Annotated in this window: 35 protein-coding genes and 1 other RNA gene; 6 read left to right on the forward strand and 30 right to left on the reverse strand. The window is 35.5% G+C overall.

The window, feature by feature from the left end; translation table 11 throughout:
• Positions 1–278: 278 nt before the first annotated feature.
• The 8 genes from J6L97_RS07440 to J6L97_RS07475 all read right to left on the reverse strand — a co-directional run bounded on the left by J6L97_RS07440 (position 279) and on the right by J6L97_RS07475 (position 3,178).
• Positions 279–659: a hypothetical protein gene (locus J6L97_RS07440; RefSeq protein WP_005723235.1), complete on the reverse strand. Its 381-nt coding sequence runs from the start codon at positions 657–659 to the stop codon at positions 279–281.
• A complete protein-coding gene (locus J6L97_RS07445; RefSeq protein ID WP_057726503.1) occupies positions 640–1,122 on the reverse strand; it encodes a single-stranded DNA-binding protein in 483 nt (160 codons plus the stop codon). The genes J6L97_RS07440 and J6L97_RS07445 overlap by 20 nt, the downstream gene beginning before the upstream one ends.
• Before the next feature lie 159 nt (positions 1,123–1,281).
• A complete protein-coding gene (locus J6L97_RS07450; RefSeq protein ID WP_054832684.1) occupies positions 1,282–1,587 on the reverse strand; it encodes a DUF6440 family protein in 306 nt (101 codons plus the stop codon).
• Between the two features lie 133 nt (positions 1,588–1,720).
• Positions 1,721–1,969: a hypothetical protein gene (locus J6L97_RS07455; protein WP_054832685.1), complete on the reverse strand. Its 249-nt coding sequence runs from the start codon at positions 1,967–1,969 to the stop codon at positions 1,721–1,723.
• Positions 1,966–2,235 (reverse strand): hypothetical protein, encoded by a 270-nt coding sequence (locus J6L97_RS07460; protein WP_054832686.1) that lies wholly within the window; start codon positions 2,233–2,235, stop codon positions 1,966–1,968. The genes J6L97_RS07455 and J6L97_RS07460 overlap by 4 nt, the downstream gene beginning before the upstream one ends.
• 16 nt (positions 2,236–2,251) lie before the next feature.
• Positions 2,252–2,638: a hypothetical protein gene (locus J6L97_RS07465; RefSeq protein ID WP_005721456.1), complete on the reverse strand. Its 387-nt coding sequence runs from the start codon at positions 2,636–2,638 to the stop codon at positions 2,252–2,254.
• A gap of 2 nt (positions 2,639–2,640) precedes the next feature.
• On the reverse strand, positions 2,641–2,868 hold the full coding sequence (locus J6L97_RS07470) for a hypothetical protein (RefSeq protein WP_021355765.1): 228 nt from the start codon (positions 2,866–2,868) through the stop codon (positions 2,641–2,643).
• Positions 2,861–3,178, reverse strand: coding sequence for a hypothetical protein (locus J6L97_RS07475; protein WP_057726501.1), 318 nt, complete (start codon positions 3,176–3,178; stop codon positions 2,861–2,863). Before J6L97_RS07475 ends, J6L97_RS07470 begins: the two co-directional genes overlap by 8 nt.
• A 128-nt stretch (positions 3,179–3,306) precedes the next feature.
• Here J6L97_RS07475 and J6L97_RS07480 point away from each other — a divergent pair, with 128 nt between their 5' ends.
• Positions 3,307–3,906 carry a helix-turn-helix domain-containing protein gene (locus tag J6L97_RS07480; RefSeq protein WP_021355763.1) on the forward strand — a complete coding sequence of 200 codons (600 nt, stop codon included), beginning with the start codon at positions 3,307–3,309 and terminating at the stop codon, positions 3,904–3,906.
• Here J6L97_RS07480 and J6L97_RS07485 read toward each other — a convergent pair.
• The 4 genes from J6L97_RS07485 to J6L97_RS07500 form a co-directional block, all read right to left on the reverse strand.
• Entirely contained in the window at positions 3,903–4,283 is a 381-nt protein-coding gene (locus tag J6L97_RS07485; protein ID WP_057726498.1) for a hypothetical protein, read from the reverse strand. The two genes, J6L97_RS07480 and J6L97_RS07485, sit on opposite strands and share 4 nt — an antisense overlap.
• 209 nt (positions 4,284–4,492) lie before the next feature.
• Positions 4,493–4,825, reverse strand: coding sequence for a DUF771 domain-containing protein (locus J6L97_RS07490; RefSeq protein WP_225907780.1), 333 nt, complete (start codon positions 4,823–4,825; stop codon positions 4,493–4,495).
• 14 nt (positions 4,826–4,839) lie between these two features.
• Entirely contained in the window at positions 4,840–5,571 is a 732-nt protein-coding gene (locus J6L97_RS07495; protein WP_057726496.1) for a helix-turn-helix domain-containing protein, read from the reverse strand.
• A gap of 57 nt (positions 5,572–5,628) precedes the next feature.
• On the reverse strand, positions 5,629–5,835 hold the full coding sequence (locus J6L97_RS07500; RefSeq protein WP_057726494.1) for a helix-turn-helix transcriptional regulator: 207 nt from the start codon (positions 5,833–5,835) through the stop codon (positions 5,629–5,631).
• Positions 5,836–5,990: 155 nt separating this feature from the next.
• Between J6L97_RS07500 and J6L97_RS07505 the strand changes: the two genes are divergently transcribed.
• The 3 genes from J6L97_RS07505 to J6L97_RS07515 all read left to right on the forward strand — a co-directional run bounded on the left by J6L97_RS07505 (position 5,991) and on the right by J6L97_RS07515 (position 8,018).
• A complete protein-coding gene (locus J6L97_RS07505) occupies positions 5,991–6,338 on the forward strand; it encodes a helix-turn-helix domain-containing protein (RefSeq protein ID WP_057726492.1) in 348 nt (115 codons plus the stop codon).
• Positions 6,339–6,353: 15 nt separating this feature from the next.
• On the forward strand, positions 6,354–6,758 hold the full coding sequence (locus J6L97_RS07510) for an ImmA/IrrE family metallo-endopeptidase (protein WP_057726490.1): 405 nt from the start codon (positions 6,354–6,356) through the stop codon (positions 6,756–6,758).
• Between the two features lie 147 nt (positions 6,759–6,905).
• Positions 6,906–8,018, forward strand: a complete 1,113-nt coding sequence (locus tag J6L97_RS07515; protein ID WP_057726488.1) for a site-specific integrase — start codon at positions 6,906–6,908, stop codon at positions 8,016–8,018.
• Between the two features lie 70 nt (positions 8,019–8,088).
• On the opposite strand, the gene ssrA is transcribed toward J6L97_RS07515, so the two are convergent.
• The 14 genes from ssrA to J6L97_RS07585 all read right to left on the reverse strand — a co-directional run bounded on the left by ssrA (position 8,089) and on the right by J6L97_RS07585 (position 16,892).
• Positions 8,089–8,457, reverse strand: a transfer-messenger RNA (tmRNA) gene (gene ssrA / locus J6L97_RS07520).
• Positions 8,458–8,510: 53 nt separating this feature from the next.
• On the reverse strand, positions 8,511–9,695 hold the full coding sequence (locus J6L97_RS07525) for an acetate/propionate family kinase (RefSeq protein ID WP_057726486.1): 1,185 nt from the start codon (positions 9,693–9,695) through the stop codon (positions 8,511–8,513).
• A 44-nt stretch (positions 9,696–9,739) separates the two neighbouring features.
• On the reverse strand, positions 9,740–10,741 hold the full coding sequence (locus J6L97_RS07530) for a class I SAM-dependent methyltransferase (RefSeq protein WP_057726484.1): 1,002 nt from the start codon (positions 10,739–10,741) through the stop codon (positions 9,740–9,742).
• A gap of 58 nt (positions 10,742–10,799) precedes the next feature.
• Positions 10,800–10,964 carry a hypothetical protein gene (locus tag J6L97_RS07535; RefSeq protein WP_005718746.1) on the reverse strand — a complete coding sequence of 55 codons (165 nt, stop codon included), beginning with the start codon at positions 10,962–10,964 and terminating at the stop codon, positions 10,800–10,802.
• Positions 10,936–11,463, reverse strand: a complete 528-nt coding sequence (locus J6L97_RS07540) for a ComGF family competence protein (RefSeq protein ID WP_005727833.1) — start codon at positions 11,461–11,463, stop codon at positions 10,936–10,938. The genes J6L97_RS07535 and J6L97_RS07540 overlap by 29 nt, the downstream gene beginning before the upstream one ends.
• On the reverse strand, positions 11,417–11,686 hold the full coding sequence (locus J6L97_RS07545) for a hypothetical protein (protein ID WP_005728527.1): 270 nt from the start codon (positions 11,684–11,686) through the stop codon (positions 11,417–11,419). The genes J6L97_RS07540 and J6L97_RS07545 overlap by 47 nt, the downstream gene beginning before the upstream one ends.
• Complete coding sequence (locus tag J6L97_RS07550; RefSeq protein WP_035443089.1) at positions 11,683–12,108, reverse strand: hypothetical protein; 426 nt, start codon at positions 12,106–12,108, stop codon at positions 11,683–11,685. The genes J6L97_RS07545 and J6L97_RS07550 overlap by 4 nt, the downstream gene beginning before the upstream one ends.
• The gene (gene comGC, locus J6L97_RS07555) at positions 12,083–12,424 is read right to left on the reverse strand and encodes a competence type IV pilus major pilin ComGC (protein ID WP_005721477.1); all 342 of its coding nucleotides are present in this window, start codon (positions 12,422–12,424) and stop codon (positions 12,083–12,085) included. The genes J6L97_RS07550 and comGC overlap by 26 nt, the downstream gene beginning before the upstream one ends.
• 60 nt (positions 12,425–12,484) lie before the next feature.
• On the reverse strand, positions 12,485–13,486 hold the full coding sequence (locus J6L97_RS07560) for a type II secretion system F family protein (protein WP_057726482.1): 1,002 nt from the start codon (positions 13,484–13,486) through the stop codon (positions 12,485–12,487).
• A complete protein-coding gene (comGA, locus tag J6L97_RS07565; protein WP_057726481.1) occupies positions 13,455–14,429 on the reverse strand; it encodes a competence type IV pilus ATPase ComGA in 975 nt (324 codons plus the stop codon). The genes J6L97_RS07560 and comGA overlap by 32 nt, the downstream gene beginning before the upstream one ends.
• A gap of 198 nt (positions 14,430–14,627) precedes the next feature.
• On the reverse strand, positions 14,628–15,356 hold the full coding sequence (locus J6L97_RS07570; protein WP_005718738.1) for a YebC/PmpR family DNA-binding transcriptional regulator: 729 nt from the start codon (positions 15,354–15,356) through the stop codon (positions 14,628–14,630).
• 84 nt (positions 15,357–15,440) lie between these two features.
• Positions 15,441–15,962, reverse strand: coding sequence for a VanZ family protein (locus J6L97_RS07575; RefSeq protein ID WP_005722771.1), 522 nt, complete (start codon positions 15,960–15,962; stop codon positions 15,441–15,443).
• Positions 15,963–16,033: 71 nt separating this feature from the next.
• Positions 16,034–16,678, reverse strand: coding sequence for an SDR family oxidoreductase (locus J6L97_RS07580; protein WP_023488033.1), 645 nt, complete (start codon positions 16,676–16,678; stop codon positions 16,034–16,036).
• 28 nt (positions 16,679–16,706) lie between these two features.
• Entirely contained in the window at positions 16,707–16,892 is a 186-nt protein-coding gene (locus J6L97_RS07585) for a type Z 30S ribosomal protein S14 (protein ID WP_005718732.1), read from the reverse strand.
• 375 nt (positions 16,893–17,267) lie between these two features.
• Between J6L97_RS07585 and J6L97_RS07590 the strand changes: the two genes are divergently transcribed.
• On the forward strand, positions 17,268–18,893 hold the full coding sequence (locus J6L97_RS07590) for an APC family permease (RefSeq protein WP_057726479.1): 1,626 nt from the start codon (positions 17,268–17,270) through the stop codon (positions 18,891–18,893).
• A gap of 44 nt (positions 18,894–18,937) precedes the next feature.
• On the opposite strand, the gene J6L97_RS07595 is transcribed toward J6L97_RS07590, so the two are convergent.
• The 4 genes from J6L97_RS07595 to J6L97_RS07610 all read right to left on the reverse strand — a co-directional run bounded on the left by J6L97_RS07595 (position 18,938) and on the right by J6L97_RS07610 (position 24,558).
• Positions 18,938–19,888, reverse strand: a complete 951-nt coding sequence (locus tag J6L97_RS07595) for an alpha/beta hydrolase (protein ID WP_057726476.1) — start codon at positions 19,886–19,888, stop codon at positions 18,938–18,940.
• Between the two features lie 171 nt (positions 19,889–20,059).
• A complete protein-coding gene (locus J6L97_RS07600; protein ID WP_057726474.1) occupies positions 20,060–21,535 on the reverse strand; it encodes a glycoside hydrolase family 1 protein in 1,476 nt (491 codons plus the stop codon).
• Between the two features lie 41 nt (positions 21,536–21,576).
• A complete protein-coding gene (locus tag J6L97_RS07605) occupies positions 21,577–23,598 on the reverse strand; it encodes a beta-glucoside-specific PTS transporter subunit IIABC (protein WP_057726472.1) in 2,022 nt (673 codons plus the stop codon).
• A gap of 126 nt (positions 23,599–23,724) precedes the next feature.
• Positions 23,725–24,558, reverse strand: a complete 834-nt coding sequence (locus J6L97_RS07610; protein ID WP_057726470.1) for a PRD domain-containing protein — start codon at positions 24,556–24,558, stop codon at positions 23,725–23,727.
• Positions 24,559–24,766: 208 nt separating this feature from the next.
• Here J6L97_RS07610 and J6L97_RS07615 point away from each other — a divergent pair, with 208 nt between their 5' ends.
• Positions 24,767–25,912 (forward strand): glycerate kinase family protein, encoded by a 1,146-nt coding sequence (locus J6L97_RS07615; protein ID WP_057726468.1) that lies wholly within the window; start codon positions 24,767–24,769, stop codon positions 25,910–25,912.
• The last annotated feature ends 15 nt before the right edge of the window (positions 25,913–25,927 follow it).

Consider the following 25,927-nt stretch of genomic DNA (forward strand, 5'->3'; position numbering starts at 1 on the left):
AACTTGCATTTTACCTATTAAATTACGCCCTAGTTTTACATTAAATAGCTCCAGTAATATCCGATAAATAAAATCATGATCCATAGAATAATTCCAAGAATCGATAGCAGAACTGTCACTAATTCATCCAATTTTTCAAAAAAGTTAGCAAACCTTGTGCCTGCTAAACTTGGCAAAGATGATATTGCCATAAGAATAATTATGAATAAATTCCCCGCTCCAAATGCGATCACTATGTATCGAAAATGTTCTAATATAAATGAACTGATCATAATATCTTACTTGCTAACATCAATTAGCGGCTTTTTCCTATGATGAGATTCAGGATATTTTCTTTTACACAATAACCTGCGATGTCCTAATTTAGGATTTACTTCAAATCCAAAGCCTAAATAAATTTGATCATAAATCTCACTTACTCGATAAAAAGTTACTTTTTTATATCCAGTATTGTATTTATAAGACTTTAGAGACAAAAAATTTTTTGGATTTTTTATAAATAACCCGTCAATATTCCAGTAATGGTACCCATCTATCGTCAGAATTTCATAAACTTCTTTTTCCACTCTGAATACGCTAAAGCGTCTATTTTTTACTGATTTTTTTGTCATCCAATACTCACCAATCGCATTATCTTTATTAAAATGGTAAATCAGCATCTGTTAGTTGTACTTCTTTCTGACTTCCAAAAGGTTCTTCTGCCAATTTATCTTTTTTGTTTGCTTCCACAATGGTACGGTCAGCTTCTGGCTCTTCATCATTTGCTTGATTTGAATTCTGAGGAATAGCTTTTGTAGACACTTCATTTTGACTTGTTAAAACATCAAATGAGTTAACCCAGATATATTCATATGCAACCTTATTACCATTTTTATCAATAAAGCTTCTAGTCCTTTGTTCACCAGCTAGAATAACTTTTAAGCCTTTATGTACTTTAGCAACGAGATCTTCAGCTACTTTATTCCATGCAACTGCATGATGCCATTCACCAACATAACATTTTTGAATCTTACTATAACGATTTTGACAAATGGTAAAAGACACATATTTCTTTAAGGATTGTGTCGTTTTTAACTCTAAATCTTTTCCAATATAGCCATCCATTACGATCTGATTAATCACTCTCTTACTCCCCCCTATTTTTAAATGTTTTCTGATATTTATATTATATATCGTTTTTACGATATTTCAAGACAAAAAAGAATATACATAATTTTTATATTAAGCACAATACTAAAAACAATCCACAATAATACTAATAAGATATTCATTTTATTCTTCCTAATTATGAACTGTGTATTTTTGCAGTTCTCTATTTACTTTCTTCTGAAGCTCCTTTTCCTGATGCTTTTTCAGCCATTGTTGATTGATAACGGGCTTCCCATTTTTATCAATTCGAGGTGTGATTCCTCCATCATTTTCAATCAAGACATACTCAACGCCTGTTTTTTCGTCAACCATGATCCTTTCAACACCTTGATCAATTTCTTCACCAGCTTTACCCTCCACTTTTAAATCAAATGCTCTAACACCAAAAACAGAAGTATTATTGAAAAGAAAACTATAACTAAAGGTATTAACACACATAGCGCCTTCACATACTTACGTTCAAAAGTTAAACCTGGTTGCTTTAAAATCCAAAAGCATACCAACATAAATAAAACTAAGATAGGAATTGCTACTATACAGGTAATTGCTAACGATTTTGCTTCCGCCATTTCTACTTCACTCTTTTCAAAAACTCACTTAGCTTACGTCTACCTAGCACTCTTTTAAACTCATCACTCATTGCTTGGCTAATATAAGCTGCCTGTTTTTCTTTAAAATCTTTTTCAGTACCACCTTGAGCTAAATATTCATGATACATAGACATTAAAATTTGATCATCAATTTCGAGATCCATTTCATTCATTCCTAAAATTGGTAACTGCTCCGAACCATATGGATGAAGCCTAATTATCTTAGTCATGCTTTTACCTTCTTTGTTTCCTTGTTCTGCTTTATTTTCCGCTTAATCCAAGCAATCCCCATAGATAAACCCTTAATTCCTAGAAAAATCACACCAATTACCAGCGCAATTCTCCATACACCATCCATCAGTGTTAACAGAGCTGGAAAAATCAGATAGATTCCGAAAGCAAGCCAAACCAATTTCCAGAGATGGAATGCTGAAGCAAGAATAAAGACCCAAACCATAATCCAAAACCAATCTGTTTGTGAAAGTACTAAAAACATAGCGTTCTCCTTAGCATTAATAAACTCTTATTACCTTTGTCTGAACTTGAGGAATATTACCTCTAGTATTGATAACTACTTGCAAATCGGCTTCAATTTGCCTTGCTTGCTTAGCTTTAAAAACTTTTATTTGATTTTTAGGTACGATTGCCTTAATCACTATAGGGGTATCGTCCTCAAAAGAATGATGATCATTTGATAATAATTCAAGCATCGAACATCCTTGATTCATATCAACATTCATTACTTTAAGCGAGACAGACTTATAATTCACAGTTTGTTTGTCTCTTTTGGTAACTCTATTAACATACTTTTCTTCTGCGTCTGTCTTGTTAAAGACTACTGCTATCCAAATCAAACTCGTAAGAAAGTAAGCCAAATATATGCTTAAAAATAATTTCATAGCTAGCTCTTTTCAACTACTACGAGCCATTTTCCTTCACCAACATACTTAATCTTTTGATTAGCCTTAATGCTGATAAAATGACCATTAAGCTGCTTAACGCGAACATAAAAGCTATTACTATCCAACGGTTGAATTCCAAGCACCTCACTTCTAAAGCGCCAAGTAAAAACTTTAGCTAATTCTGCAGGTGTAGCTAGCATTCCAGGATATAAATCATATTTATTCATCATGAACCCCCGACATATTCATATAATCTACAAAAGCTTTCTCAATCAATTTACCCATTTTTGCTAGATAGTCTGGGTTATAAATTCTATTGTTTAATACTTCTGGACTGTTTCCCATTAAGCCCAATGCTTCCCCTGCTAAATAGCTGTTTAACTCTAGCTTCCGCTTACTACTAAGTCGTTGCCCATCTAGTTCAAGATCATCTGCCATGCTAAGAAACGCAATGGAAAACAGTCTATCTTCAATTTCTTGAATATCAACTTTTCCATCAAGCAAGTCTTGTGCAACTTTTTTATTTTTAGGATTCATTCTTACAACCTCATATCCGTCTAATTATCTATTTATCAATATCTTACGATCTTATACAAAAGTATCGCAAAAATGATATATTAATAATGATTTACTACATAGAATTTAAATTTTTAAAGGGGCATATTATGAAAGATAAACTTAAGCAATCCATCATCGCAATTACTAGTGCCAATCTCAAAAGAATTTTGTACAATCAAAAACTAACTCAAAGAGACTTAGCAGCACTAACAGGAATCTCGATCCCATCAATTAATCGCTATTATTTAGGAAATGGCGCCATACCACAAAATAACTTGGTAAAGATCGCTAAAGCCTTGCATGTTTCACCTAATGAACTTGATCCTTCATATCAGCCCACTAAAGACTTTTTATCTCAACTAGCTGAAAAAACTGATGACCCAGATTTAAAATTTAGAACTGATTATCTTAAACAGTTAATTCAGACCAGCAATTTATCTGTTCAGGAAATTGCCAGTAGGCTCAATATAAAGCCTATTACAGTCTATAAGTGGCTGGCAGGGGTAAATACCCCTAGCAAGGAAAATACAGCCAAATTAGCCGATTTATTTAGCGTCAGCGTTAATTCCTTAGCAGATGCCTCTAAAGAAATTCGATTAACTCCTCAACAGAGCAAAATATTAAACGCTCTGCCATCAGATTTAACCAATCAGCAAACAGATCTAATCATTTCTCTGATCAAATCCGTTTTAGAAAATGCTAATTAGTCTTTTGGGCATTCATACATGCTTGAAATTCCACTAATTAGTGCTAGCTGGCAGTTAATTCTCCATTGCCACCAGTTAAGTATGTATTCGACTTGATCATTTGAATCTAGCATGGTTACTGAGCTAGTTGATACTTGTAATTCCATATCTTGAATGGTTGTCTTAATCTGAATTGCAACATTATCAGATGTCGTTACAGTTTCTTGCTTAATCTTAAGTCGCTTATTACCTAACATCTCATTTAATAATCTAGCAGAGTCGGTTAAACTCAATGGCCAGTTGATAGGCAGTGAATCATTAATGGCATAACCAAGTTCATCTACTTTAACCAAAAATTTATCAAAATTTTCTTTTTTACCTGTTAATTTTAAATTCATTTGTTTTTTCTCCACTTTGCTATATTATTACGCTCTGCTATTCTGTAGAGCGTTTTTTGATACTAATTTGATAATCCGATGTCTTTAATATCTTCCACTAAATATTCTTAATTAAAATATTCAAACTCAATAAACATTGTTGCATTTCTGGTTCCAGAATATAATTCCCAGAATTCATCTGAGTTTTCTTTAATCATTACTTAGCCCTCCTAACTAGTAATTTTGGCGTTCCAATCAATTTCATGTTGATGCTTCTGCATCCATTCACAGGCTTCTTTAGCAAAAATAATTGTTGTTTTGCCTTCAGAAGTCTTTCTAGGATTTACTACAAAACCACCATTTTTGTAATTAACTTCTGGAAACTCATCGAAGATAAAAGTTCTCACCCAGTTATCACCCTTACCTCGACAACAAGTCTCCCTAAATTGCTTAATATTCCAAGTTTTGCCAGTTAAATCTTTTTTATCCTCTTCGACAGCTTCTTTGACAATACTTTTTACAAAGTTTGTAAGACTTGGAATGTTGATTAAAGCTTTAGTCATGTCTTCTTGCATCTTTATCCCCAGCTTTCATAATTTTGGTCATTTGCCAATCCATCTCTTAATAGCTTTAACAAATATGCAAATGGCTTGCCGACCATATCCCACTCCATTCGCTCTTTGAATTTATCTTTTGTAACTTGCAAAGTACTAACATCACATTCATATAGCAACTTTCTCATTTGCTTAATTTCATCAAGAGATGGTCTAGTTGTTTGATTTTTACGGTTATCGTTCATTCTTGCAATAAAGAAAAAATCTTTGTAGATTTTTTCTCTTTCTGGATCTTCTTCTTTCTTCGCAGAAGAAGATTTATTAACTGTTCTATTAGATGATCTATTAATACTGCTATATTTATGTGACGCTGGTGACACTAGGGGCATGTCATCAATGTCATTACCCTCATGACACTCAGTTCCCCACCCTAGTGACATATGTGTCATGAGGGCTGATCCAGCATGAATTTTTCTTCCTAAGACTGCACCATTTTTATCACTAACAACTTTTTCACGCTCAATTAATTTTTTCTTTTCAAGCAAGTCTAAATATCTATTCACTTGGCGAATAGATACTCTTAAATGCTCTGCTATTTTTCTGTTACTCATGAAAAACTCTCCAGTAACATTAAGCATTGAGATAATCTCACCCATTAAAAGTATTGATTTAGGGTTTTTTAGTAAATCCTCATCTCGTGAAATTGATGGTGGAATCATTAAAAAAGCTCTAACACCTTTAAATTCATTTTCCATTCAGTTTCCTCTTAACCATTTTAATTAGTTATATGATTCAATTCATTTAGTATTTTACTATTTTAAATAGTTAAAAGCGCTAAAAAAAATATCGTCTTTGCTAACTCCAAAATAATCAGCAATTTTCTGCATCATAGGCGGTCTTGGAGTAGATCTGCCTGTTTCCCATGCTGATACTGTCACTTGTGTTGTACCTAAAGCTTGTGCAAGATCCGATTGACTCATACCTTTTTTTACTCTTAAAATTTTTAGTTTAGTTAACATTTGCTACCTCCCTTTAACTACATTTATATATTATACTAATCTAATTAGTAAATCAAGGCAATAGCCAAATTATGACTATTTTTATTAGTATTTAACTAATTTTATTAGTATTAGTAGTAATATAAATATAAATTATTAGTTAAGGAGTCTAGGAAATGAAAGATTATGATAGAGCAATATTAGCAAATAACATCAAAACACTCAGAAAACAAAAAAATTTAAATCAAGCAGAATTAGGTAAAATTTTACATGTTTCTCAACAAACCATTGGGTCTTGGGAAACAGGTAGAGCAATTCCTGGATCTGATACACTAAACATATTAGCTGACTACTTTCAAGTAAGCACTGATGAATTACTCGGAAGAAAAACATCTGATTCTGTAAATGACTCGGACTTAAGCAAAATGATTGAAAATGCTAGATTCTTTGATGGTAAACCTATTGATGATCATGATAAAGACCTAGTTCGAGGCATCTTAAAAAGAATTTATAATGAGAAATAGAAAAAGGTGTGCATTATGGACACTGAACTAAAAAAATTGCTCAAAGAATCAAACATAAGATTGGAGTTTGCTCCCTTACATTGCCCAGGACTACTTGTACATGGAAAAAACAGCAAGCCTGACGTAATGATAATTAATTCAAGCTATGATGATGAACAAGCTAAAAATGTAATCTTGCATGAACTAGGACATATGATATATGACAAAGATGTTCAAGGAGATTACCAAACTAATGATTGTGCTCATACTTACAGTGAACATGGAGCAAATTCTTTTTTAATACGTGAGAGAGTCAAACAATATATTGCCTTAGGCAATGATCTTCAAACTACTAACTGGTTAGACTTTGCTAAAAGCATCGGCACACAAGACTACTTTCAAGTGCAAGAAGAACTAAATAAATATAAATTTGAAGAGTGAACATATGCTTATAACAATTTCAAATTATTTAAAACACCCACCTACTCAAACAAGTAGGTGGGTGAATTCATATTAAAGCACATATAAGTAATTTATACGTAACACTTAAATAATATATAAGTAACGTAAGTGTATGAGGTAATGAATATGGCACATTTTGAAAAAAGAGGTACTAAGTGGCGCGCACAAGTATCTTGGTATAACCCTCAAGGTAAACGTCAATTTAAAACTAAACAAGGCTTTTTAACTAAATCAGCAGCTAGAAAATGGGCTAATGAAATGGAAGTTGCAAAAGACGATAATCAAATATCTAATCAAGACCCTATTTTTGCTGAGTATTTTAAAGACTGGTACGAAACCTATAAAATTCCAGGTAAATCAAATAATACTCAAAATAGATATAAGCACATTTATGTACTACTACAACAGAATTTTGGTAAAACCAGAATTTCAAAAATCACTCGACGTTCTTACCAGAATTTTATGAATTCGTATGGAAAAAAGCATGTTAAAGATACAGTCTATAAGACTAATGGAACAATACGGACTTGTGTAAAAGACGCAATGAGTGAAGGATTAGTTAAAATTAATTTTACTGAGCGAATAAATCTTACATGGAATGAAGAACGTTCAAGAAAGATTGAATATTTAAGCTTTAAAGAAGTCCAAAAACTTAAAAAATCACTTTTGAAAGATATTACTCCCTCCTACATAAGCCGCTACATGTTACTAACAATAATTTATACAGGAATGCGTCCAGGTGAAATTATGGTGCTAACATGGCATGACATTGACTTTAAGAATCACACTATTAATATCTCTAAATCGTGGGACTATGATAATAATAAAATAATCAACTATGATTCTGATGAAATAAATAAAGAAACTAAAAATAGGTCATCTACTAGGATCATCAAGGTAGACCAAAATTTATTGAATATTTTAGATCAACTAAAGGTTAATCATCATGAACGACTATTCATTGGAAAGGATGGAACTATACCTTCATCAAATGCCGTAAACAAAGTTCTTAGAAAACAACTGGTAAAAAATAAGATTAAAAAAGATGGTTTTCATTTTCACAGTTTAAGACATACTCATGTAGCAATGTTACTATTTAAGGGAGTTGACTTATATTCAATAAGTAAACGACTAGGTCACTCAAATATGAGTATTACAGCTAACACCTACGCTTACATGCTAGACGAATTAAAACAACAATCTGATCAACAAATAGTAAATATTTTAGATCAAATTTAATTAAATAGATACCTTTGGGATACCTTTGCAAAACAAAAACCGCTCTAGAATAGCATCTAGAACGGTTTATCTATGGAGATGAGGGGAATTGAACCCCTGTCCAAACGCATCTCGTCACTGACCTCTACGATCATAGTTATATTACTTGAACTTCACTAGCTCAAAACGCCATATAACAGGGCTAGGATGGGCTAGCTAACCTGTTAAGACTCTTTTTAACTATTCAGGTGAGGTAGTTAAACGTAACTCGCTAAAGTTGATACTCGGTGTCAGCCACGAGTAAACCGACAAGGAGCAACACATGCGCTTAAATTAAGCAGCTAATGCGTAAGAATTTTTGTTATTTGCAGTTATATTTAACTGTAACGTTTTTACGTAGTCGTAACCTACGAACCGCAGTCAATGCGGGTCTACGCCTGTCGAATCCCAAAACATCCCCTTGAGATACTTATTCATTATAGCATAGACACACATTACATGCGATAAAAATGCTTAATCAATATTAGTCAAACGTACCACATCACGTTCAATCATCAATTCTTCATTAGTTGGGATAACCATTCCTGCAACTTTGGAATCTGTTTTTGTGATTAGTCCTTCACTAACACTTTCATTAGCTTCATTATCTACAACAACACCCATATATGCGAAAGCGTCAAGAACCGCTTTTCTCACACCAGTATCATGTTCACCAATACCAGCAGTAAAGATAATTGCATCAACGCCGCCCATTTCGGCAATATAAGCACCAACGTAGCGAATAATACGATTAATGAAAATTTTTCTTGCTAACTTAGCCCGTTCGCTATCACTTTCACGCACATCGCGCATATCTGGTGAAATTCCTGACAAGCCCAACAAACCAGACTTATTATTCATGATATAAATCATTTCATCCATCGACTTATGCTCTACCTTCATTAGATGTTGCACGAGTGAAGGATCGATATCACCGGTTCTAGTAGCCATTGTAATTCCGGCAATTGGACTAAAGCCCATTGAGGTATCGTAAGACTTGCCATCCTTAACTGCAGTAATTGATGCGCCTGATCCCAAGTGACAGATGACTAACTTTAAGTCTTTTAAATCTTTACCTAGTAATTTAGCAGCACGCGGTGCTGTATAGCGAATTGAAGTACCATGAGCACCATATTTACGTACACCATATTTTTCATAATATTCATAAGGAAGTGAATACAAATAATGTACTGGATCAAGATTACGGTGATAAGTAGTATCATAAACCGCAACTTCTGGCACATTTGGTAAAACATTCATAAAAGCTTCAATTCCGCGAGCCTCAGCAGGATTGTGAAGCGGAGCATAATCTGACAATTCGTAGATCTTAGGCAGATTTTCCTTAGTAATAATAGTAGAATCCTTAAAGTACTCTCCACCATTAACAACACGATGTCCTACACCGACAATTTCAGTTAGTTCTTCAACAACATGGTATCCTTTTAAAAACTTGATCAATAAGCTAACTGCAGCTTCTTGATCTGGGATTTCAGTTTTTTCAACGTGCTTAGTACCATCAGCTAACTTAATCTCAAATGATGAATTTTCAAGACCTACACGATCAGCCATTCCTTTGGCAAGAACCTTTTCATCTGGTAATGAGAATAATTTGTACTTAAAAGATGAACTACCAGAGTTAATTGCCAAAACTTTTTTCATAAAAATTAATTCCTCTTCTTTCAAAAAAATAAGTGCTTTATCAATTAATGGTTAATCTTTGCATACCACTCGTTAAGTTTAACATTAAATTGAATTAAAGCCTCTTCTTTTTTCAAGGAACCGAGTTTGGTAAGTAAAACTTCGCTTGCTTTAGCCTCATCACCGTGATTTTGGAAAACTAAAACCGATTTTTGATTAAACTTGTTCTTAAACATATCATCTGGCAATTCTACAATTGCCTTCAAGTAAATTTTCTTAGTTAACCATGGCATAAAATCAGCGCCAATCTTGCCTGACAAAATAGACTTAGGAACTACCAAAAAGGCATAGCCATTAGGCTTTAAATTATTAATAATTTGTTCGATTAACAACAAATGAGCAAAAGAATGACCTTTCTTAGCCTGATTTTCAAAATTCTTGGCATTCTCATCAACTGGATAATAGCCTACAGGTAAATCACTTACAATTGCATCAGCGTTAGGACACATCCAAGGCATTAAAGCGTCTTGATGATATAACTCAATGTCAATATTATTCAGATGCGCAGCCACATCTGTCAAACTTAACATATCTTCATCGTTATCAATCCCTACCAATTGATAATTATCCTTAGAATGATTGAGTGCCTTAAGTTGAGAAATAATTGAAAACAACAAATTCCCTGTACCCACAGCAGGATCAACGATTTCCATCTTTTGATCTTTTAATAATTTATGCATCAACATTGCTACTACTGTAGCAATTGCAGGTGGAGTAGGCATTTGGTTAACATCAAAGCCATCATCATTAACTGCCTTTAAAGTTAGAAAAGTAAAGACTTGAGCCTTTTCTTTTTGGCTAATTTCGTCATAATCTATTGCTTGATACTTTTGACTTAATTCAGCCACTGTTTTTTCATCCGGTGCACCATTTTCAACCTTAATCTTGCCACTTTCTAAGTTATCAAAAGTCTCTACTAAGGCTTCTGTAAATGAAACATTTAATGCCGTTTGCAAAGTTTGCACACAGTCTAAAAACTGATTAAAAAGTTTTTCAAAATTTTCCATAGCGGTCCCTCCATACCTTAATTATTTTATAGAAAGGGATAAAGAGGTGCAAGGAAAGTCAATCATCCGTTAAGCATTCGATAATTAGGCGATTGTTCTCCATGCTAGCATGATAAATATCTTGATACATTTTGATAAACAAAAGCGTGGTCATTAAAACTAATACACTACTTAGTAAGGCACTGCCTTTTACGTTATGCGTCTTTTTCTTTGGTTTTAGCATTTTTCTTTTCCTGTTCCTCATCAAGCTGAAAAACTAAATCTGATGCACCCTTATTTTTCTCTGTTACCCTAATAATGATGCTATCTTTAGTGGTTTTAAAAGCAGCCTTTTCAACGTTAAATAATAACGGCATATAGCCTTTCCCTGCACCAGATACTTTAAGTACGTTCTTTTTATAGTATTCAATTCGGTAAGTAGTTGCATCGCCTTTTTGATCGATGCACTTAAAGGAAGCACTATTACTTATAGCTAATTTAGTTACTGGATACACTGCCTTAATTTTGTCAGCCCGCATAAAATTTTCTAGCTGTACATAAGCATAGGCTACTTCATTGACATGCTGATTTTGATTCAAGTTTGCTTTTTTAACACTCAACAATAAATTTTGTAAAATTAGCAGCACCATCATAGTAATAAAAAGCGAAAACATTGCTTCAGCTAACATAAAACCTTTACTCTTTGACCGCAAAAGTTTGTTTAGTCGTTGCATCCCAAACATGATTACGTCCTGCCTTTTGATAAATTCGATCGTGAACTGTTACTTGCTCCAGGTCAGTTTTAGTCAGTATATGGTAAGCATAAGCACGATCTGTTTTTAATTCCATCTCACGACCATTTTTCTGATTTTCAGCTACAGTTATATAAAAGCAACTAACAGCAATCACAGCAATTATAATTGCTATAAAGCTCTCAATTACTAGAAATCCTTTAACTTTTATCATTCCGCTACTCTCCCCCACAGCATTTGATATTTCAGGCTTTTTTCCATTCCGTAGCCACTAAAAGTCACCGTACCTGGTTTAGAATAACCAGTCAGGTTGAATTTAAAATGATCCAAGCCAGTAATTTTGATATTTTGATCAACTGGAATACTTTTGTGATATTTTCCGCCAGAGAATAAAATTTGATTGGATCTAGCTAGATATGATACGCCAATAGTAACCTCCTTGATCGTACTGTACCTCGAAGTTTGATCAAGTGCCGTCGTAACTCTTTTAACAGTATTATCAAAAATCAGTTTTTCTTGATATCTTTTTAACTGCAAACTACCAATCAACAAAATGCCACAGCAAACACCAAGTGTAATTATTACTTCTAGTAGGGAAAAGCCGGCTAATTTATTTCTTTTCAACGACTTCGCCACTGTCTAACGTGAAATTCTTTTTAGCTTTAGTAATTTGATCACCAGTTAAGTAATCGTCCTTTTTTAGATCTTCAAAATCTTTAGGTTCACCATATTTATCCTTATATAATTCAACTTGCGTTTGCACAGTAGTCCTAAATGCATCCGCAGTTTTAGTTTCAGCATTCTTCTTTTGATTAATCAAATTAGGCACAATTAGCAAAATCAAAATCACGATAATGGCAATTACCACAACCATTTCAATCAAAGTAAAACCCTCTTGCTTGCGGCGCTTAGCCATAATGTTTGCTAAATACTTCTTCATCTTCTCTTTCATTTTTAACTTAATCCTCTTCTTCACTCTATTTTTTTACTTTTATCTTTAACGTCACTTTTTCTATAGTCCTTGCATCATTGAATACATTGGTAATAACAGCTTCAAATACATTCCAATAATGCATAAGCCAATTAAAATAAAACAAGCTGGTTGAACATTGACGACTAATTTCTCAATTTTTTCAGTTAAATCCAAAAATAGGCTACGTCCTAATAACAAACAGCGCTTACTCAAGCTCTTTCGCTCAGAGCCAGTCTGCAATAAAACTAATAAACTATTAGGCAAAAAATCCTCTGCATTAATAATTTCTTCTAAATTTTTTCCTTCAGCTAAATCGTGCCCTATCTTTTGTCCCAGTGCTTGCTGCAATGAACCTTTCTCTTGATCTGCCGCATATTCGCACATTCGCTGCAATGAAAAGCCACTAGCTAGCAGCAGTCCAATGTCATAAACCAACAAATAATGAATATACAGCATAACTACCTGCCCAATTAACGGATATTTACTCAGTTTTTTCATTGATGAATAATCCTGTTTATTGAGCAAAGTAACGATCTTAGCAAAAAAATATAAGCCCAGCAATACAATAATGATCAGACCAATCATGACCATATCTCCTGAATGATCACTGCTATCGCTGAATTGTGTCGAAATAAACGATTGCATAAAGACCAGTAAAATCACCATCATTATCGCTAAAACCAACGGATAAGATAATTCAGCCCGCAGTTTTTTCATCTGCTCCTGTTTTAGTCGATTCAACGTTGCTAAATGCTGCAAACATTCAACTAGGTTTCCTTGCTGTAAAGCCAAATTAACCTGAGTTACTGTCGTTTTAGAAAAGCCTAGTTTAAGCAGTTCAGTACTAAAACTTGCTCCTTCTTTCATGCGACTAGCCATTCTTTCCATCAACTGACGCCTTTTTGGCCACAATGCCGGCATTAATTCAATTGAATTGAGCAAAGAAAAACCATTATCTAAACTATGTTTTAAATAATCCAAAAAGGCCAATTGTTCTTCGCCATTTAACTTATCCTTTTTGGAATTGCCAATATACTTCATGATTAATTTCTCCTCCTTTCCACAAACGCTCTAGATTTTCCTGCCAATTAACGAATTCACCACGAACCGATTTGCCTAGCTCTTTTTTTAGCAAAGAATCTGCCGCAATATCCATCAAGCACTTTAATTTTCCTTGACTGACTAATAATCGCTGATACGACACTGCAGTTAGACAATTTGTCAGTTCGTCAAACCTAATACCTAATCCCTCTAGTCGAGAAATAGTTTGCAAAGTACTTTTAGCATGAACTGTCGCAAAAACCAGGTGTCCACTTAAAGCTGCATCAACTGCTAAACGTGCTGTTCCTTGATCACGAATTTCTCCAATAATTAAAATATCTGGACGATGCCGTAATGCCGCCTTTAACAGGTTTTGGTAATCAATTCCCGCTTCGTTATTGACTTGTGCTTGCAAAAAAGAAGACTCATGAATTTCAACAGGATCCTCGATTGTCATCACTACTTTGTTTTGGCTCATTTTCTTAGCAATTTCATACATTGTCGTTGTCTTGCCCGAGCCAGTTGGACCACTAGTAATAATCAATCCGCGACTCTTAGCCAGCTTTTCAATTGTTCCAAGCTGCTCTGGAATAAAATATTGACTATGGTCAATCCCATAGATGACTCGAATAACCAGTGACTCTTGATCGGAAAAATCTCCTAAGCTAGATAAACGCAAGAAATATTCATGTCCTTCATTCTCATATGTCATTGCGCCAACCTGCGGGCGACGATGTTCTGCAATATCCATCTGAGCACTGTACTTAAAAAAATTGATAATTTCCTTTCCCGTCTCCAAAGTAAAACCTGCATATTCAATTAGACCCTTACCGGTCCGAAATTTAACCATCAAGTTTTCTTTTTTCGGGAAAAAGAAAATATCACTTGCTTTAACTTTAATTGCCTCAATCAATAATTCACTGACAATTTCTTTGATCTTCATAAAAATCCTCCTTTTTTGCCTCACATTATTTATTACGCAAAAAAAGTCGATTTTTTTGTGAGAAATTGAAAAAAACACAAAAAATTTTCTCAACTCTAAAAAACGTTGATCTAACAGCATTTCAAGATTAAAAAGTAATTAAAAAAGTACACAAAAAAATAGCTTAGCCATTGGCTAAGCTATTTCATCATTAACTAATTAATCTTCATCAGCCGCTGCAGTATAAACATTTTGAACATCGTCACTATCTTCAAGAGCATCAACTAAATGTTCAAATTGTTCCTTCTTATCTGCTGGAACTGGAGTGGTGTTTTGTGGAATCATAGTTAATTCAGCATCTGCTAGTTTGTAACCATCCTTAATTAAGGCGTCACGTACACCTGCAAATTGCTTTGGATCAGTGTAGATTTCGTATGCATCATCACTAGTTTGAAGATCGTCACCACCAGCATCCATAACATCAAGTAATACTTGATCTTCATCAGCATCAGTAGTTGAACGATCAATTACAATGTAGCCTTTACGGTCAAACATGTAAGCAACTGAACCAGTAGCACCAAGTGAACCACCGTTACGAGTGAAAGCAACACGAACGTCTGAAGCTGTACGGTTCTTGTTATCAGTCAAAGCTTCAACAAAGACTGCAACACCACCTGGAGCGTAACCTTCGTAAGTAATTTCGTCGTAGTGTTCTTCTGAACCACCTTCGGCCTTCTTGATGGCACGCTTGATGTTATCCTTAGGCATGTTGTTTGAACGTGCCTTATCAATTACCATACGTAATGTAGGATTCCCATCAGGATCAGGACCACCACTCTTTGCAGCCATATAAATTTCACGAGATAACTTTTGGAAAATTTTACCTCTCTTTGCGTCTTGCGCATTCTTGCGGCCTTGAATATTGTGCCATTTTGAATGTCCTGACATAAGGATCCTTCTTTCTTTTTTCTAATATTAATTAACGTTATTATCTTAACTCACAGTACTTTAAAATTCAATGGTGTCAACCATTTAAACTTGTTTTTTCTGGTCAAAAAATCTGTGTTTAATAAACAATACTAGCATTATCAGCAAAATTGCCGTTAAAGCCCCTGCTCCATCAAGCATTACATCGTGCACGCTCGGTGTTCTATCACCTGTTAAAAATTGATGATATTCATCAAACGCAGCAAATGCAATTGCCATAAACCAAGTTAAAACTGGTGCTACCCATTTGATTTTGAAAATTCTTCTTAATCCTAAATAGCCAAAACCACCTAGTAAAAAATAAGAACCAAAGTGAGCCATTTTACGTAAAACAAATTGGGCCAGCCCTGCTCGACCATCAACTTGCACATTGTGAATACGACCACCGTAAGTAAAATCCCAGCCAGCAACGATATTCTCTAACCAGCCAAAATAACGGTTAATTTTATTGTCATGAATTTCCTGCTGTTGATAAGTCATTGAACTAGAAATGAACAATGCAACTAGCACCAATAAAGCAAGCAGTAAAAAGATTTTTTCTCGTTTAGTAAAATGAAATTTATCCATTGCTATTTCTTCTCTCTTTTTTACTTCTTACTTTAACAAAAAAACGGGTTAAACTTGACCCGTTTTATAAATTATTTAACTTTGCTTAATGCTTCATCAATTGGTGTGTCCCCATCATGCATAATAATTACTTGATGAATCGTATTATCATACTTTAGGCTATCAACCAATACCTGAGCAACATCATCAATCGAATTTTCTCCACCTTCTGGAGTAAATGATGTCTTACCCGTTGCTGGCTTCTCCATTAAGTTACCTGGTTGAATGATCGTATAATCCAAATTAGTATTATGAATTAACCATTCATCGGAAAAGTACTTAGCAATATCATAATCAATAATGCTTGCAAGAGAAGGAATTTCTGCCCACTTGTCTTGGTCAAGCGCAAAGGCGGAGCTTAGTTGAACGTAACGCTTAACGCCATTAGCTTCAGCAGCCTTCATCAGCTTAACTGCGCCATTTAAGTCAGTTTGCAATAAGTCCTTTCCACGAGAACCTGCTACAAAAATCACTGCATCTGGGTGACCAATTTCATCCTCAATCTTTGCCAATGAATCATGAAAATCTAAATGTTGAACAGTCACATGTTCTGGATCGACGACTTCTACAGCATTTTCACGTCTAGCTGCAGCAATTACATCGTATCCTTCATCAACTAATCTTTTAATGACAGCCTTACCAACACGACCTGTTGCACCTGCTACAAGTACTTGCATAATCAATTTCTCCTATTCATTGTGAAGTTTACCAACTAGCCTTCTTAACACCTGGAAGTTGACCTTGATGAGCCAATTCTCTCATGCATTCTCTGCATAAACCAAACTTCCGATAAACTGAATGTGGTCGCCCGCAGCGTTCACAACGGGTGTACTCTCTAGTTGAATATTTTGCTTTTTGCTTATTACGAATAATTTGTGATGTTTTTGCCATATTAAACCTCTATCTACGTCTTTCTATTCTTTGAGGCGACGGCTTCTTATCTCTAGTTAACAATCCCAACGCCAAAATAATAATTCCAATTGCCATTACTTGTCCAGTCATACGTTTTTCTTCCTTTCAATTTGCTTTATTAGTCTCTTACTTTTCGTCAGTAATTATTATACCACTTACATTTAATAAGTGAAGCATTTTTATCAAAAAAATAGAAAGCGTTTAACACTAGTCATCAACACATATAATAGTTAGAATCTATTTAGATACTTTCACAATGAGGAGAAAAAATGAACGAAAAATGTAAAAACAAATCGCCAGCCTTCTTATTCTTTTAAGAGAGTAAAAGTTTTTAAAGAGAAGGATGAGAATTAATTGGACGATTTAACTTCAACAAATAAAATGAAGACCATCACTTGGCCTGTTTTGACCCTAATGGCTTTATGTACAGTTATCGGTTTAGACGATATCATGTACAACTTTCAAAACCAAGGGATGCCTGTTATCACCTCTTGGATTATCATGTGTTTACTTTATGTCACACCTTATTCACTAATGGTAGGGCAACTAGGTTCTACTTTTGATAAAGAAGGCGGCGGACTTTCTTCATGGGTACGTGGTACTGACGGTGAATTCTTAGGTTACTTCACGGCTTGGACTTATTGGGCTGCTTCCATTCCTTATGCAGTTGACTCTGCCAATGAAATTATCGTTGACTTGGGTTGGGCTGTAACTGGAACTAAAGACTTTCAAGATAAGATCCCAACTTCACTGTTTGCTATTTTAACTTTTGTAGTGTTTATTGTTTTCATCATCGTCGAACACCACTTTTCTAACTCAATGGAATTTCTTTCCACGATTGGTGGTGGATTGATGATTATCATGGTTATCTTATTCGTGATTTTAGCCTTCTTCGGCTTGGTTAAATCTGGTGGCCATATGGCAACCAAAAACTTTGGCTTCCATTCAATTGTGCCTAACTTCAACTTACACTACTGGTCAACAGTTGGTATGTTGATTTACGCCATGAATGGTTGTGAATTGGTTGCACCATACGTAACCAAGATGAAAAAACCTAAAACTGATTTTCCTAAAGCCATGATTGCTTTAGCCGTAATGACTGCCTTCTTGACTATCTTAGGTTCATTTGCCCTAGGTATTTACTTCGATGCCAACCATATTCCTAATGACTTGAAGATGAATGGTGCTTACTACCTCTTCGATATGTTAGGTAAACAATTCGGCATGGGCCACTTCTTGCTTTACTTCTGGGCTTGGACATCATTGTTCTTCAACTGTGCTTTGGTTGCCGTCTTACTTGACGCAATGACCAGAATGTTGATTTCAGATACTGGCGACAAGTACATGCCTAAATTCTTGCGCAAAAAAGACAAGAACGGCTTACCAGTTAACGGTTATATCCTAACCGTTGCTCTTTCATCATTCATTATGATCTTAGGTATTTTCTTACCTGATATGAATGATATTTTCAATTGGTTATTAAACCTTAACTCAATTATTTCACCAGGTGTAACCTGCTGGATCTTCTACTCATTTATGCGGGTTAGAAAAAACGCCAAGAAGTATCCATCAAAATATGTTTACATTAAGAATGATAAGATTGCCTGGCTAGTTGGTCTTGCACTTTTAATCGTAACTGCTGTCGCCAATATTTTGGGCTTTGCACCACAAGATGTTAAGCAAGGAACTGGCTTATGGTGGTATGAATTAATCATTAATATCGTTGCCGTAGTTGTCTTAATTGGTTTGGGTGCTATCTTACCAGGTATTAGACGTCGTGAAGTTGAATACGGTGTTGCTTTTGATAAAGCTCAATGGATTTGGATGGGAATCTTGATTATCGGTTCAATCATCTTAGATATTTGGTTAGGTAGCACAAAATTACCGATGAGAATTGCTTTGATTGTTATCGAAGCAGTTGTTGCTTTGATTTTGACTTGGTTAGTTGGCCGAAGAAAGCCAGCTAATGCTACGAAATAATAAATTATTCTATTCAAAAAGGAAGGCACGCACCTTCCTTTTTCTTATACATATTTTTTCAAAAATTCACTTACACGACGTTGATATTCTCTAGGGTATGTCTCAAAAGAACGAGCATGTTTTGCCTTTTTAGCAATCCACAACTGTTTTGGTCCTTTAGCTGCCTTGTAGTTTGCATAAACCATTTTCGTCGGCACAAACGGATCTTTCCCACCATGAATAAACAACATTGGCTTATTGTTTTTCTCGACAGAATTAACCGCCGAAGCATCCCCTAAATAAAAGCCTAGATTTGCTTTAGCAATAACACTCAATCCATTCACAAAAAATGGACCAACTGGACCGGGCAAATGATAAATATCCTTAGCTTCATGCAAAAATTCATCCCTAACACTAGTATAGCCACAATCTTCAATATAAGCCTTAACCTGGCTCGGCATCTTAATACCACTTGCCATCATCGTCGTGGCTCCACCCATGCTGACACCGAAGATGACAATCTTCTGCTTTTTGCCTTCCTCAGCAATCAACTTTCTCACCCATTTACGCACATCATACTTTTCAGGCCAACCATAGCCAATATATTTTCCCTGACTTTGCCCATGTGCACGCGCGTCTGGCATCAACACGTTATAACCCATTTGATGGAACATTGCTGCATACGGTCCCATCGTATCCTTGTTATTGGTAAAGCCGTGCAACAAAACAACCGTCTTATCAGAATTTTTCTTCGGAATATAATTTGCATCTAGCCGATAATCACCAGTATTAGACTTAATATACCATCTCTGTTTTTTAGCATCTTCATACCAGCGCTTCTTCTCCGCTAACGGATCTTTTTTATTTTTACTCGAGTATTTATTCAAAACAGCTTTTTTACCAGGCACAAAGGCCACATTGAAAAAATATGCTTCTCCTACTCCAATGAACGCAACTAATACAGCAACGATAATTTCAATCGTCACCCAAAATCTCTTTATGTGTTTTCTATTCAAAATGTCAACTCCTATATAAAACAGATAGAATTAATTATACGCTTTTGAATTTTATATGGTATATTGACATTTTTATCAAAATATTGTTCAGCCCTGTACACAAAACTTCTAATTTTAGAATAAAAAGATGATGAGATCTGCTGTCTCATCATCTTTTTAACTAGTATAGCTTTAATCTAAATCTGCACCATTTGAAGCAATAACTTTCTTGTACCAGTAGTAAGAATCCTTTGGCATTCTATCTAAAGTACCTTTACCTTCATCATCACGATCAACATAGATAAAACCGTAACGCTTAGACATTTGACCGGTACCAGCTGATACTTCATCAATACAGCCCCAAGTAGTGTAGGCACGGACATCAACGCCATCTTCGATCGCACGATTCATTGCCTTAATGTGCATTCTAAGGTAATCAATGCGGTAATCGTCATGAATCTTACCATCATCACTAATCTTATCAACGGCACCTAGACCATTTTCAACTACCATCATTGGGATTTCGTAACGGTCATACATAACTTCAAGGTAGTATTGCAAGCCATCTGGATCAGTTGCCCAACCCCATTCTGAATACTTAAGGTATGGATTCTTAGCACCAGCGGCGAAGTTACCACCAACCTTATCTTTTACTTCATGAGTTGTGATAACGTTGCTCATGTAGTAAGAAAAGGTGTACATATCAACTTTACCTTCCAACATATCCTTCTTATCTTGCTCAGTAATGTCTAAGTGAACATTGTGTTCTTTCCAAAGACGCTTAGCAAATGTTGGATACTTACCCTTGCATTGTGCATCCCCACAGTAGAAAATATTTTGTTCCCACATATGGCGGTTAGCCAAAATATCCTTTGGATCTGGGGTTAATGGGTAATCAACGATCCCACAAATCATATTCCCTACCACATAATCAGGATCAATTTCATGAGCCAACTTAACTGCCCGAGCACTAGCTACGAATTGATAGTGCAATTTCTGATATGCATGTTGGTATGCCTTATCATCAGTCACATTATTGCCAAAAGCACTAAGCATCAACAGGGTTGAATTGATTTCGTTAAAAGTAAGCCAGTACTTAACTAATCCCTTGTATTCTTCAAACAAAGTCTTAGCATATTTCACATACATATCGATCATTTTACGATCTTGCCAGTCATGATATTTTTCACTGAGGTAAAGTGGATCTTCATAGTGAGAAATAGTAACTAAAGGTTCAATATCATATTTTTTACATTCTTCAAATACTCTGCGATAAAAGTCAAGTCCAGCTTGATTTGGCTTTTCCTCATCACCCTTAGGGAAGATCCGAGTCCAAGCAATTGATAAACGGAAGGTTTTGAAACCCATGTCCGCAAACATCTTAATATCATCTTTGTAATGGTGATAAAAATCAATCGCTACATGGTTAGGATAATATTCATTAGGATCAATTGCACCAACTGCCCCTTCAGGAAGTCCCGCACCTGGAACTCCTGGTGTTTTTTCTAACTTACCATTTAACTTGTAAGTCAACATTCTAGGTGCATCTAAGCTACCTGCAGTAGTAATATCTGTTACTGATAGGCCTTTACCATCTTCATCATATGCACCTTCGATTTGGTTAGCGGCAGTTGCTCCGCCCCATAAAAAGTTCTTTGGAAATGACATTATGATTCTCCTTTTTTGAAAGCATTTACATTAATTATAGACTAATTGGTTTGAACTTGACCAGTTGTTTTAACTTCTGCGTTACTGCCTTGCAAAGACAAAATTTCTTGACCAACTTTAACTTCACCTTGAGCTACTTGCTGTACAGATTCATATTTCTTAGAATTCGTAACAACAACTGGAGTAGTCACTTCATAGCCAGCAGCCTTAATTTCTTTAATATTAAATTTAACCAATGGATCACCTGCTTTAACCTCTTGACCTTTTTCTACTAAAGTCTTGAAGCCCTTACCTTGCAGATTAACGGTATCCATTCCAATGTGCATTAACACTTCTGCGCCATCTGTAGTGTTAAGTCCGACAGCGTGTCCTGTTGGGAAAACTAAAGCAATCTTACCATCAGCTGGGGCATGAAGCACACCTTCGCTTGGTTCAATAGCAACGCCTTCCCCCATTGCACCGCTTGAGAATACTTCATCTTTAATTTCTGACAATGGTTTTACTTCACCGTCTAATGGTGAAACTAATTTGGTTGAAGGATTTTCCTTTTCTTCACTTAAAATTGCTTGTACAGGAGCACTCTTAGTAATATTAGCTGCTTCATTAGCGGCGTCAGCAACTTTTTGTGCTTGTTTTTTATTATATTCAGCATCAACTGATTTTTTACCAAAGAGCATTTGAAGTGCAAAACCAGCTATAAATGCTACAATACCGGCAATAATTACGCCGACAATTGTTGTCATTGATCCTCCCTTAGGATTAATGTAGGCCGGAATTGCAAAGAATCCCATTGATGGCATAATGTACAATACTGAATGAAAGGCACCAATGATTGCACCTGAGACTGCACCAGCAATACAGCTTAAAACAAACGGCGTTTTTCTTGGTAATGTAATACCATAAATTGCTGGTTCAGTAACACCGAACAGTCCTGAGAAAAATGCACCAGTAGCAGTTTCTTTAAGTTTTTTGTCCTTAGTTTGACGGATAATAGCTAAAACAACACCAATTTGCGCATAACAAACCATGCAGGATAAACCTAGAATTGGGTCATAACCTAATGCGGCTAAATCTGCAGTAGTTACGGCAACGATTCCCCAGTGAACACCGAAAATAACAAGTACTTGCCAAAGAGCACCCATTAATAAACCAGCAATAATTGGACTAAAGTTGTAAACACCTGACATCACTGCACCAATTGCGTCCCCAACCCAAGTCATTACAGGACCAATTACTATAAATGCAACTGGTAAAGCAATAATCATAGTGACAACTGGAACCAAGAACATTTGAACAACTGATGGAATCCACTTTTTAGCCCAGTGCTCAATAATTGAAGCAAACCAAACGGTAAATAATACTGGTAAAACTGTAGAAGTATAATTCATCGTGATAACCGGAATGCCAAAGAAAGTCGTGTGAATCTCTGAGGCAAAAGCCGTTCCTTTAAACAATGTACCTAGAACAGTCTTACTTGCAGCTAATTGAACCATAGTTGGATAAGTTAAGGTTGCACCAATTGCTAATCCGATAAATTGATTCATGTGAAATCTACGTGCTGCAGTTACCCCTAAGAATACTGGTAAGAAGTAGAAAATACTATCACCAATTGCATATAGAATTTGGTAAGTACCTGATTTAGTAGATAGCCATCCCATTGCACCTGCTAAAACTACTAGACCTTTAATAATACCGCCAGCACTAAGTGGAGCTAGAATATCTGTAAAAATGCCTGAAATCAAAGCAACGGCTTTATCCACAAAGCTAGAATTATCTTCAACGTCATCATCAGGAACTTGTCCACCGCCATTAAAGCCGCCTTCTTTGACAACAGCATCATAAACATCAGCAACTTCATTACCAATGACCACTTGATACTGACCACCAGCTTTAACAACGGTTACAACACCATCCGTATCTTTTAAAACATCATCGGTAGCCTTTTTTTCATCCTTTAATTTAAAACGCAAACGAGTTGCACAGTGAACAACACTGGTCACATTATCTTTGCCACCAACATTTTGAATGATGGTCTTGGCTAATTCATCATAGTTCTTAGCCATTTGCCTTTCCTCCTTAAAATAAAAACCCAAGCTACTCAAAAACTAAAGAACATAAATGTTCAACGTCTTTCAGTAACTCGGGTTCATGCCTAATTTTTTAGTAACATACCTAAGTAACTTAGATATTTAATTATCTTGACGACTAGTTACGCGCCAAATATGTAAAACAAGATAAAATTCATCATCTGAATCTAAATCCCATCCCATTTTTGCATGTAAGTAAGTGGTGATCCGCTCCGCTGTCTCATACGCTTTGCTATATTTGATTTTCATAAAACCTAGCATTGCAGGATCAAGTGAAGCCTCCTCCTTTTGCTTATTTCGTAAAAATCTAACTAACAAAATGCGCAAATGCGAAACAAACCTACTATAGTTAAAGGAGCTCGTATCAAGTTGCATTGAATATTGCAATTGAATAATATCGATTATCCCACGAATCAAATTTGTAATCTGAATTGTTTCTTGTACTTGAGAAACATCACTCTTAGCATTAACCAGGTGATAGGTCATCAAAACCGACTCACTCTGCGGCAATTTAATCTGCATCTCCTGATTAATTAGATTGACCACTTTTTTAGCTGCCGCAAATTCTTTTGGAAAAAGATTTTGAACTTCCCAACTATTGTTAGCGGGAGCTATATCAATATGATCTTTAATTCGCGTAACTGCAAAATCAATGTGATCTGCTAAAGCAAGATACTGAAAGTCATTGAACTTAATCTGAAGCAGAGATTCGACCAGCTGAAGTACCTTATTAGTTACTTCAATTGTTTTAGGGTCAAAGCCCTTAACTTGATCCACTTCGTCTTTAGTAACGAAGCGACGTTCAATTTTGCTTTCATCAACAGGATCACCTTTTTTTAGACCAAATCCTACGCCCTTGCCTAGGACTATTTCTTCTTGACCTTGGTTATTTTCAATTAAGGCAGCACTATTATTAAATGTTTTAAGAAATTTCATAATAATTCACCACCTTAGCAAAAAAGAAAAAGCTATCACAAATAATGATATACCAACGCAACATTATTTGTAATAGCTAAGACCTGATCGTATCAGTAATCCGCTCACTTACAGTTATTATAATAGCCAACATTGTAAGCGGTGTCAATATAATTTTGTGAAAAAATGCAAAATATTTTACAATGAACTAAAAAGCGAGGTAATTAAAATGAAATTCGTTCTTGCACCTGATTCATTTAAAGAAAGCATGACAGCAAAAGAAGTCTGCATTGCAATGAAAAATGGTATTCAAAAAGTTATTCCCAATGCACAAATAATTGCGGTACCAATGGCCGATGGGGGCGAAGGTACAACTGATTCACTCGTTGATGCTACAAACGGTCGAAAATACCAAATAAATGTTACCGGTCCGCTTAATCAAAAAGTATCAGCTTATTATGGCATCTCAGGTGATGGACAAACTGCAATCATCGAAATGGCACAAGCTAGTGGTCTCTCCTATGTTGCAAAAAGTAAACGAACTCCCGAAACAATTTTAAAGACTACAACTTATGGAACCGGCGAATTAATTAACGCAGCTTTGAAGCACAACGTCAAAAAGATTATTATCGGCCTTGGTGGCAGCAGTACTAATGATGGCGGTGCTGGTATGGCACAAGCACTTGGTGTTAAATTTTTTGATCAAAATCATCATGAAATCACCCAAAAGTTAGCAGGCGGTGCTTTAGATCAAATTGCTAATATTGATCTTTCTTCAATTAATCCTCGTATTAAAGATACCAAATTTTTATTAGCCAGTGACGTAACCAATCCTCTAACTGGACCTAATGGTGCAAGTAGCGTCTTCGGCCCACAAAAAGGCGCAGATGATACAACTGTTAAAATTCTAGATCAAAATTTATCTCACTATGCACAAGTAATTGAACAGACTATTGATAAAAACGTCGCCCAAATTTCTGGTAGTGGTGCCGCTGGCGGCCTAGGCGCTGGCCTGATCGCCTTTACTAACGCCAGTATTCATCCAGGCGTGCAATTAATTGCCCAAGAAACTAAGCTTGAAGCCAAGATCAAAAAAGCTGACTATGTTTTTACCGGCGAAGGCGGAACTGATTTTCAAACTAAATTCGGTAAAACCCCTTTCGGAGTTGCCAAAATAGCCCAGAAATATCACGTACCAGTTATTTCTTTAGCAGGCTATTTAGGTCAAGGTATTGATCAACTCTACAATGAGGGTTTTACCGCTATTTTCGGGATTCTTGCTAAAGCAGAAGATATTGAGCAAGCCCTAAAAGATGGACCAACAAACGTAACCCGCACAACTGAAAATGTTGTCCGTTTAATTGTACAAAAATAAGATGAGCTCGATGCC

It is taken from the genome of Lactobacillus crispatus, assembly GCF_018987235.1.
Taxonomy (GTDB): Bacteria; Bacillota; Bacilli; order Lactobacillales; family Lactobacillaceae; genus Lactobacillus; species Lactobacillus crispatus.

Excerpts from the sequence above, each read along its gene's own strand:
- J6L97_RS07440 (WP_005723235.1), bottom strand. The coding sequence starts at position 659 with ATGCTGATTTACCATTTTAATAAAGATAATGCGATTGGTGAGTATTGG.
- J6L97_RS07450 (WP_054832684.1), bottom strand. The coding sequence starts at position 1,587 with ATGTGTGTTAATACCTTTAGTTATAGTTTTCTTTTCAATAATACTTCT.
- J6L97_RS07455 (WP_054832685.1), bottom strand. The coding sequence starts at position 1,969 with ATGACTAAGATAATTAGGCTTCATCCATATGGTTCGGAGCAGTTACCA.
- J6L97_RS07460 (WP_054832686.1), bottom strand. The coding sequence starts at position 2,235 with ATGTTTTTAGTACTTTCACAAACAGATTGGTTTTGGATTATGGTTTGG.
- J6L97_RS07465 (WP_005721456.1), bottom strand. The coding sequence starts at position 2,638 with ATGAAATTATTTTTAAGCATATATTTGGCTTACTTTCTTACGAGTTTG.
- J6L97_RS07470 (WP_021355765.1), bottom strand. The coding sequence starts at position 2,868 with ATGAATAAATATGATTTATATCCTGGAATGCTAGCTACACCTGCAGAA.
- J6L97_RS07475 (WP_057726501.1), bottom strand. The coding sequence starts at position 3,178 with ATGAATCCTAAAAATAAAAAAGTTGCACAAGACTTGCTTGATGGAAAA.
- J6L97_RS07480 (WP_021355763.1), top strand. The coding sequence starts at position 3,307 with ATGAAAGATAAACTTAAGCAATCCATCATCGCAATTACTAGTGCCAAT.
- J6L97_RS07485 (WP_057726498.1), bottom strand. The coding sequence starts at position 4,283 with ATGAATTTAAAATTAACAGGTAAAAAAGAAAATTTTGATAAATTTTTG.
- J6L97_RS07490 (WP_225907780.1), bottom strand. The coding sequence starts at position 4,825 with ATGACTAAAGCTTTAATCAACATTCCAAGTCTTACAAACTTTGTAAAA.
- J6L97_RS07495 (WP_057726496.1), bottom strand. The coding sequence starts at position 5,571 with ATGGAAAATGAATTTAAAGGTGTTAGAGCTTTTTTAATGATTCCACCA.
- J6L97_RS07500 (WP_057726494.1), bottom strand. The coding sequence starts at position 5,835 with ATGTTAACTAAACTAAAAATTTTAAGAGTAAAAAAAGGTATGAGTCAA.
- J6L97_RS07505 (WP_057726492.1), top strand. The coding sequence starts at position 5,991 with ATGAAAGATTATGATAGAGCAATATTAGCAAATAACATCAAAACACTC.
- J6L97_RS07510 (WP_057726490.1), top strand. The coding sequence starts at position 6,354 with ATGGACACTGAACTAAAAAAATTGCTCAAAGAATCAAACATAAGATTG.
- J6L97_RS07515 (WP_057726488.1), top strand. The coding sequence starts at position 6,906 with ATGGCACATTTTGAAAAAAGAGGTACTAAGTGGCGCGCACAAGTATCT.
- J6L97_RS07525 (WP_057726486.1), bottom strand. The coding sequence starts at position 9,695 with ATGAAAAAAGTTTTGGCAATTAACTCTGGTAGTTCATCTTTTAAGTAC.
- J6L97_RS07530 (WP_057726484.1), bottom strand. The coding sequence starts at position 10,741 with ATGGAAAATTTTGAAAAACTTTTTAATCAGTTTTTAGACTGTGTGCAA.
- J6L97_RS07535 (WP_005718746.1), bottom strand. The coding sequence starts at position 10,964 with ATGCTAAAACCAAAGAAAAAGACGCATAACGTAAAAGGCAGTGCCTTA.
- J6L97_RS07540 (WP_005727833.1), bottom strand. The coding sequence starts at position 11,463 with ATGTTTGGGATGCAACGACTAAACAAACTTTTGCGGTCAAAGAGTAAA.
- J6L97_RS07545 (WP_005728527.1), bottom strand. The coding sequence starts at position 11,686 with ATGATAAAAGTTAAAGGATTTCTAGTAATTGAGAGCTTTATAGCAATT.
- comGC (WP_005721477.1), bottom strand. The coding sequence starts at position 12,424 with ATGAAAGAGAAGATGAAGAAGTATTTAGCAAACATTATGGCTAAGCGC.
- J6L97_RS07560 (WP_057726482.1), bottom strand. The coding sequence starts at position 13,486 with ATGAAGTATATTGGCAATTCCAAAAAGGATAAGTTAAATGGCGAAGAA.
- comGA (WP_057726481.1), bottom strand. The coding sequence starts at position 14,429 with ATGAAGATCAAAGAAATTGTCAGTGAATTATTGATTGAGGCAATTAAA.
- J6L97_RS07570 (WP_005718738.1), bottom strand. The coding sequence starts at position 15,356 with ATGTCAGGACATTCAAAATGGCACAATATTCAAGGCCGCAAGAATGCG.
- J6L97_RS07575 (WP_005722771.1), bottom strand. The coding sequence starts at position 15,962 with ATGGATAAATTTCATTTTACTAAACGAGAAAAAATCTTTTTACTGCTT.
- J6L97_RS07580 (WP_023488033.1), bottom strand. The coding sequence starts at position 16,678 with ATGCAAGTACTTGTAGCAGGTGCAACAGGTCGTGTTGGTAAGGCTGTC.
- J6L97_RS07585 (WP_005718732.1), bottom strand. The coding sequence starts at position 16,892 with ATGGCAAAAACATCACAAATTATTCGTAATAAGCAAAAAGCAAAATAT.
- J6L97_RS07600 (WP_057726474.1), bottom strand. The coding sequence starts at position 21,535 with ATGTCATTTCCAAAGAACTTTTTATGGGGCGGAGCAACTGCCGCTAAC.
- J6L97_RS07605 (WP_057726472.1), bottom strand. The coding sequence starts at position 23,598 with ATGGCTAAGAACTATGATGAATTAGCCAAGACCATCATTCAAAATGTT.
- J6L97_RS07610 (WP_057726470.1), bottom strand. The coding sequence starts at position 24,558 with ATGAAATTTCTTAAAACATTTAATAATAGTGCTGCCTTAATTGAAAAT.
- J6L97_RS07615 (WP_057726468.1), top strand. The coding sequence starts at position 24,767 with ATGAAATTCGTTCTTGCACCTGATTCATTTAAAGAAAGCATGACAGCA.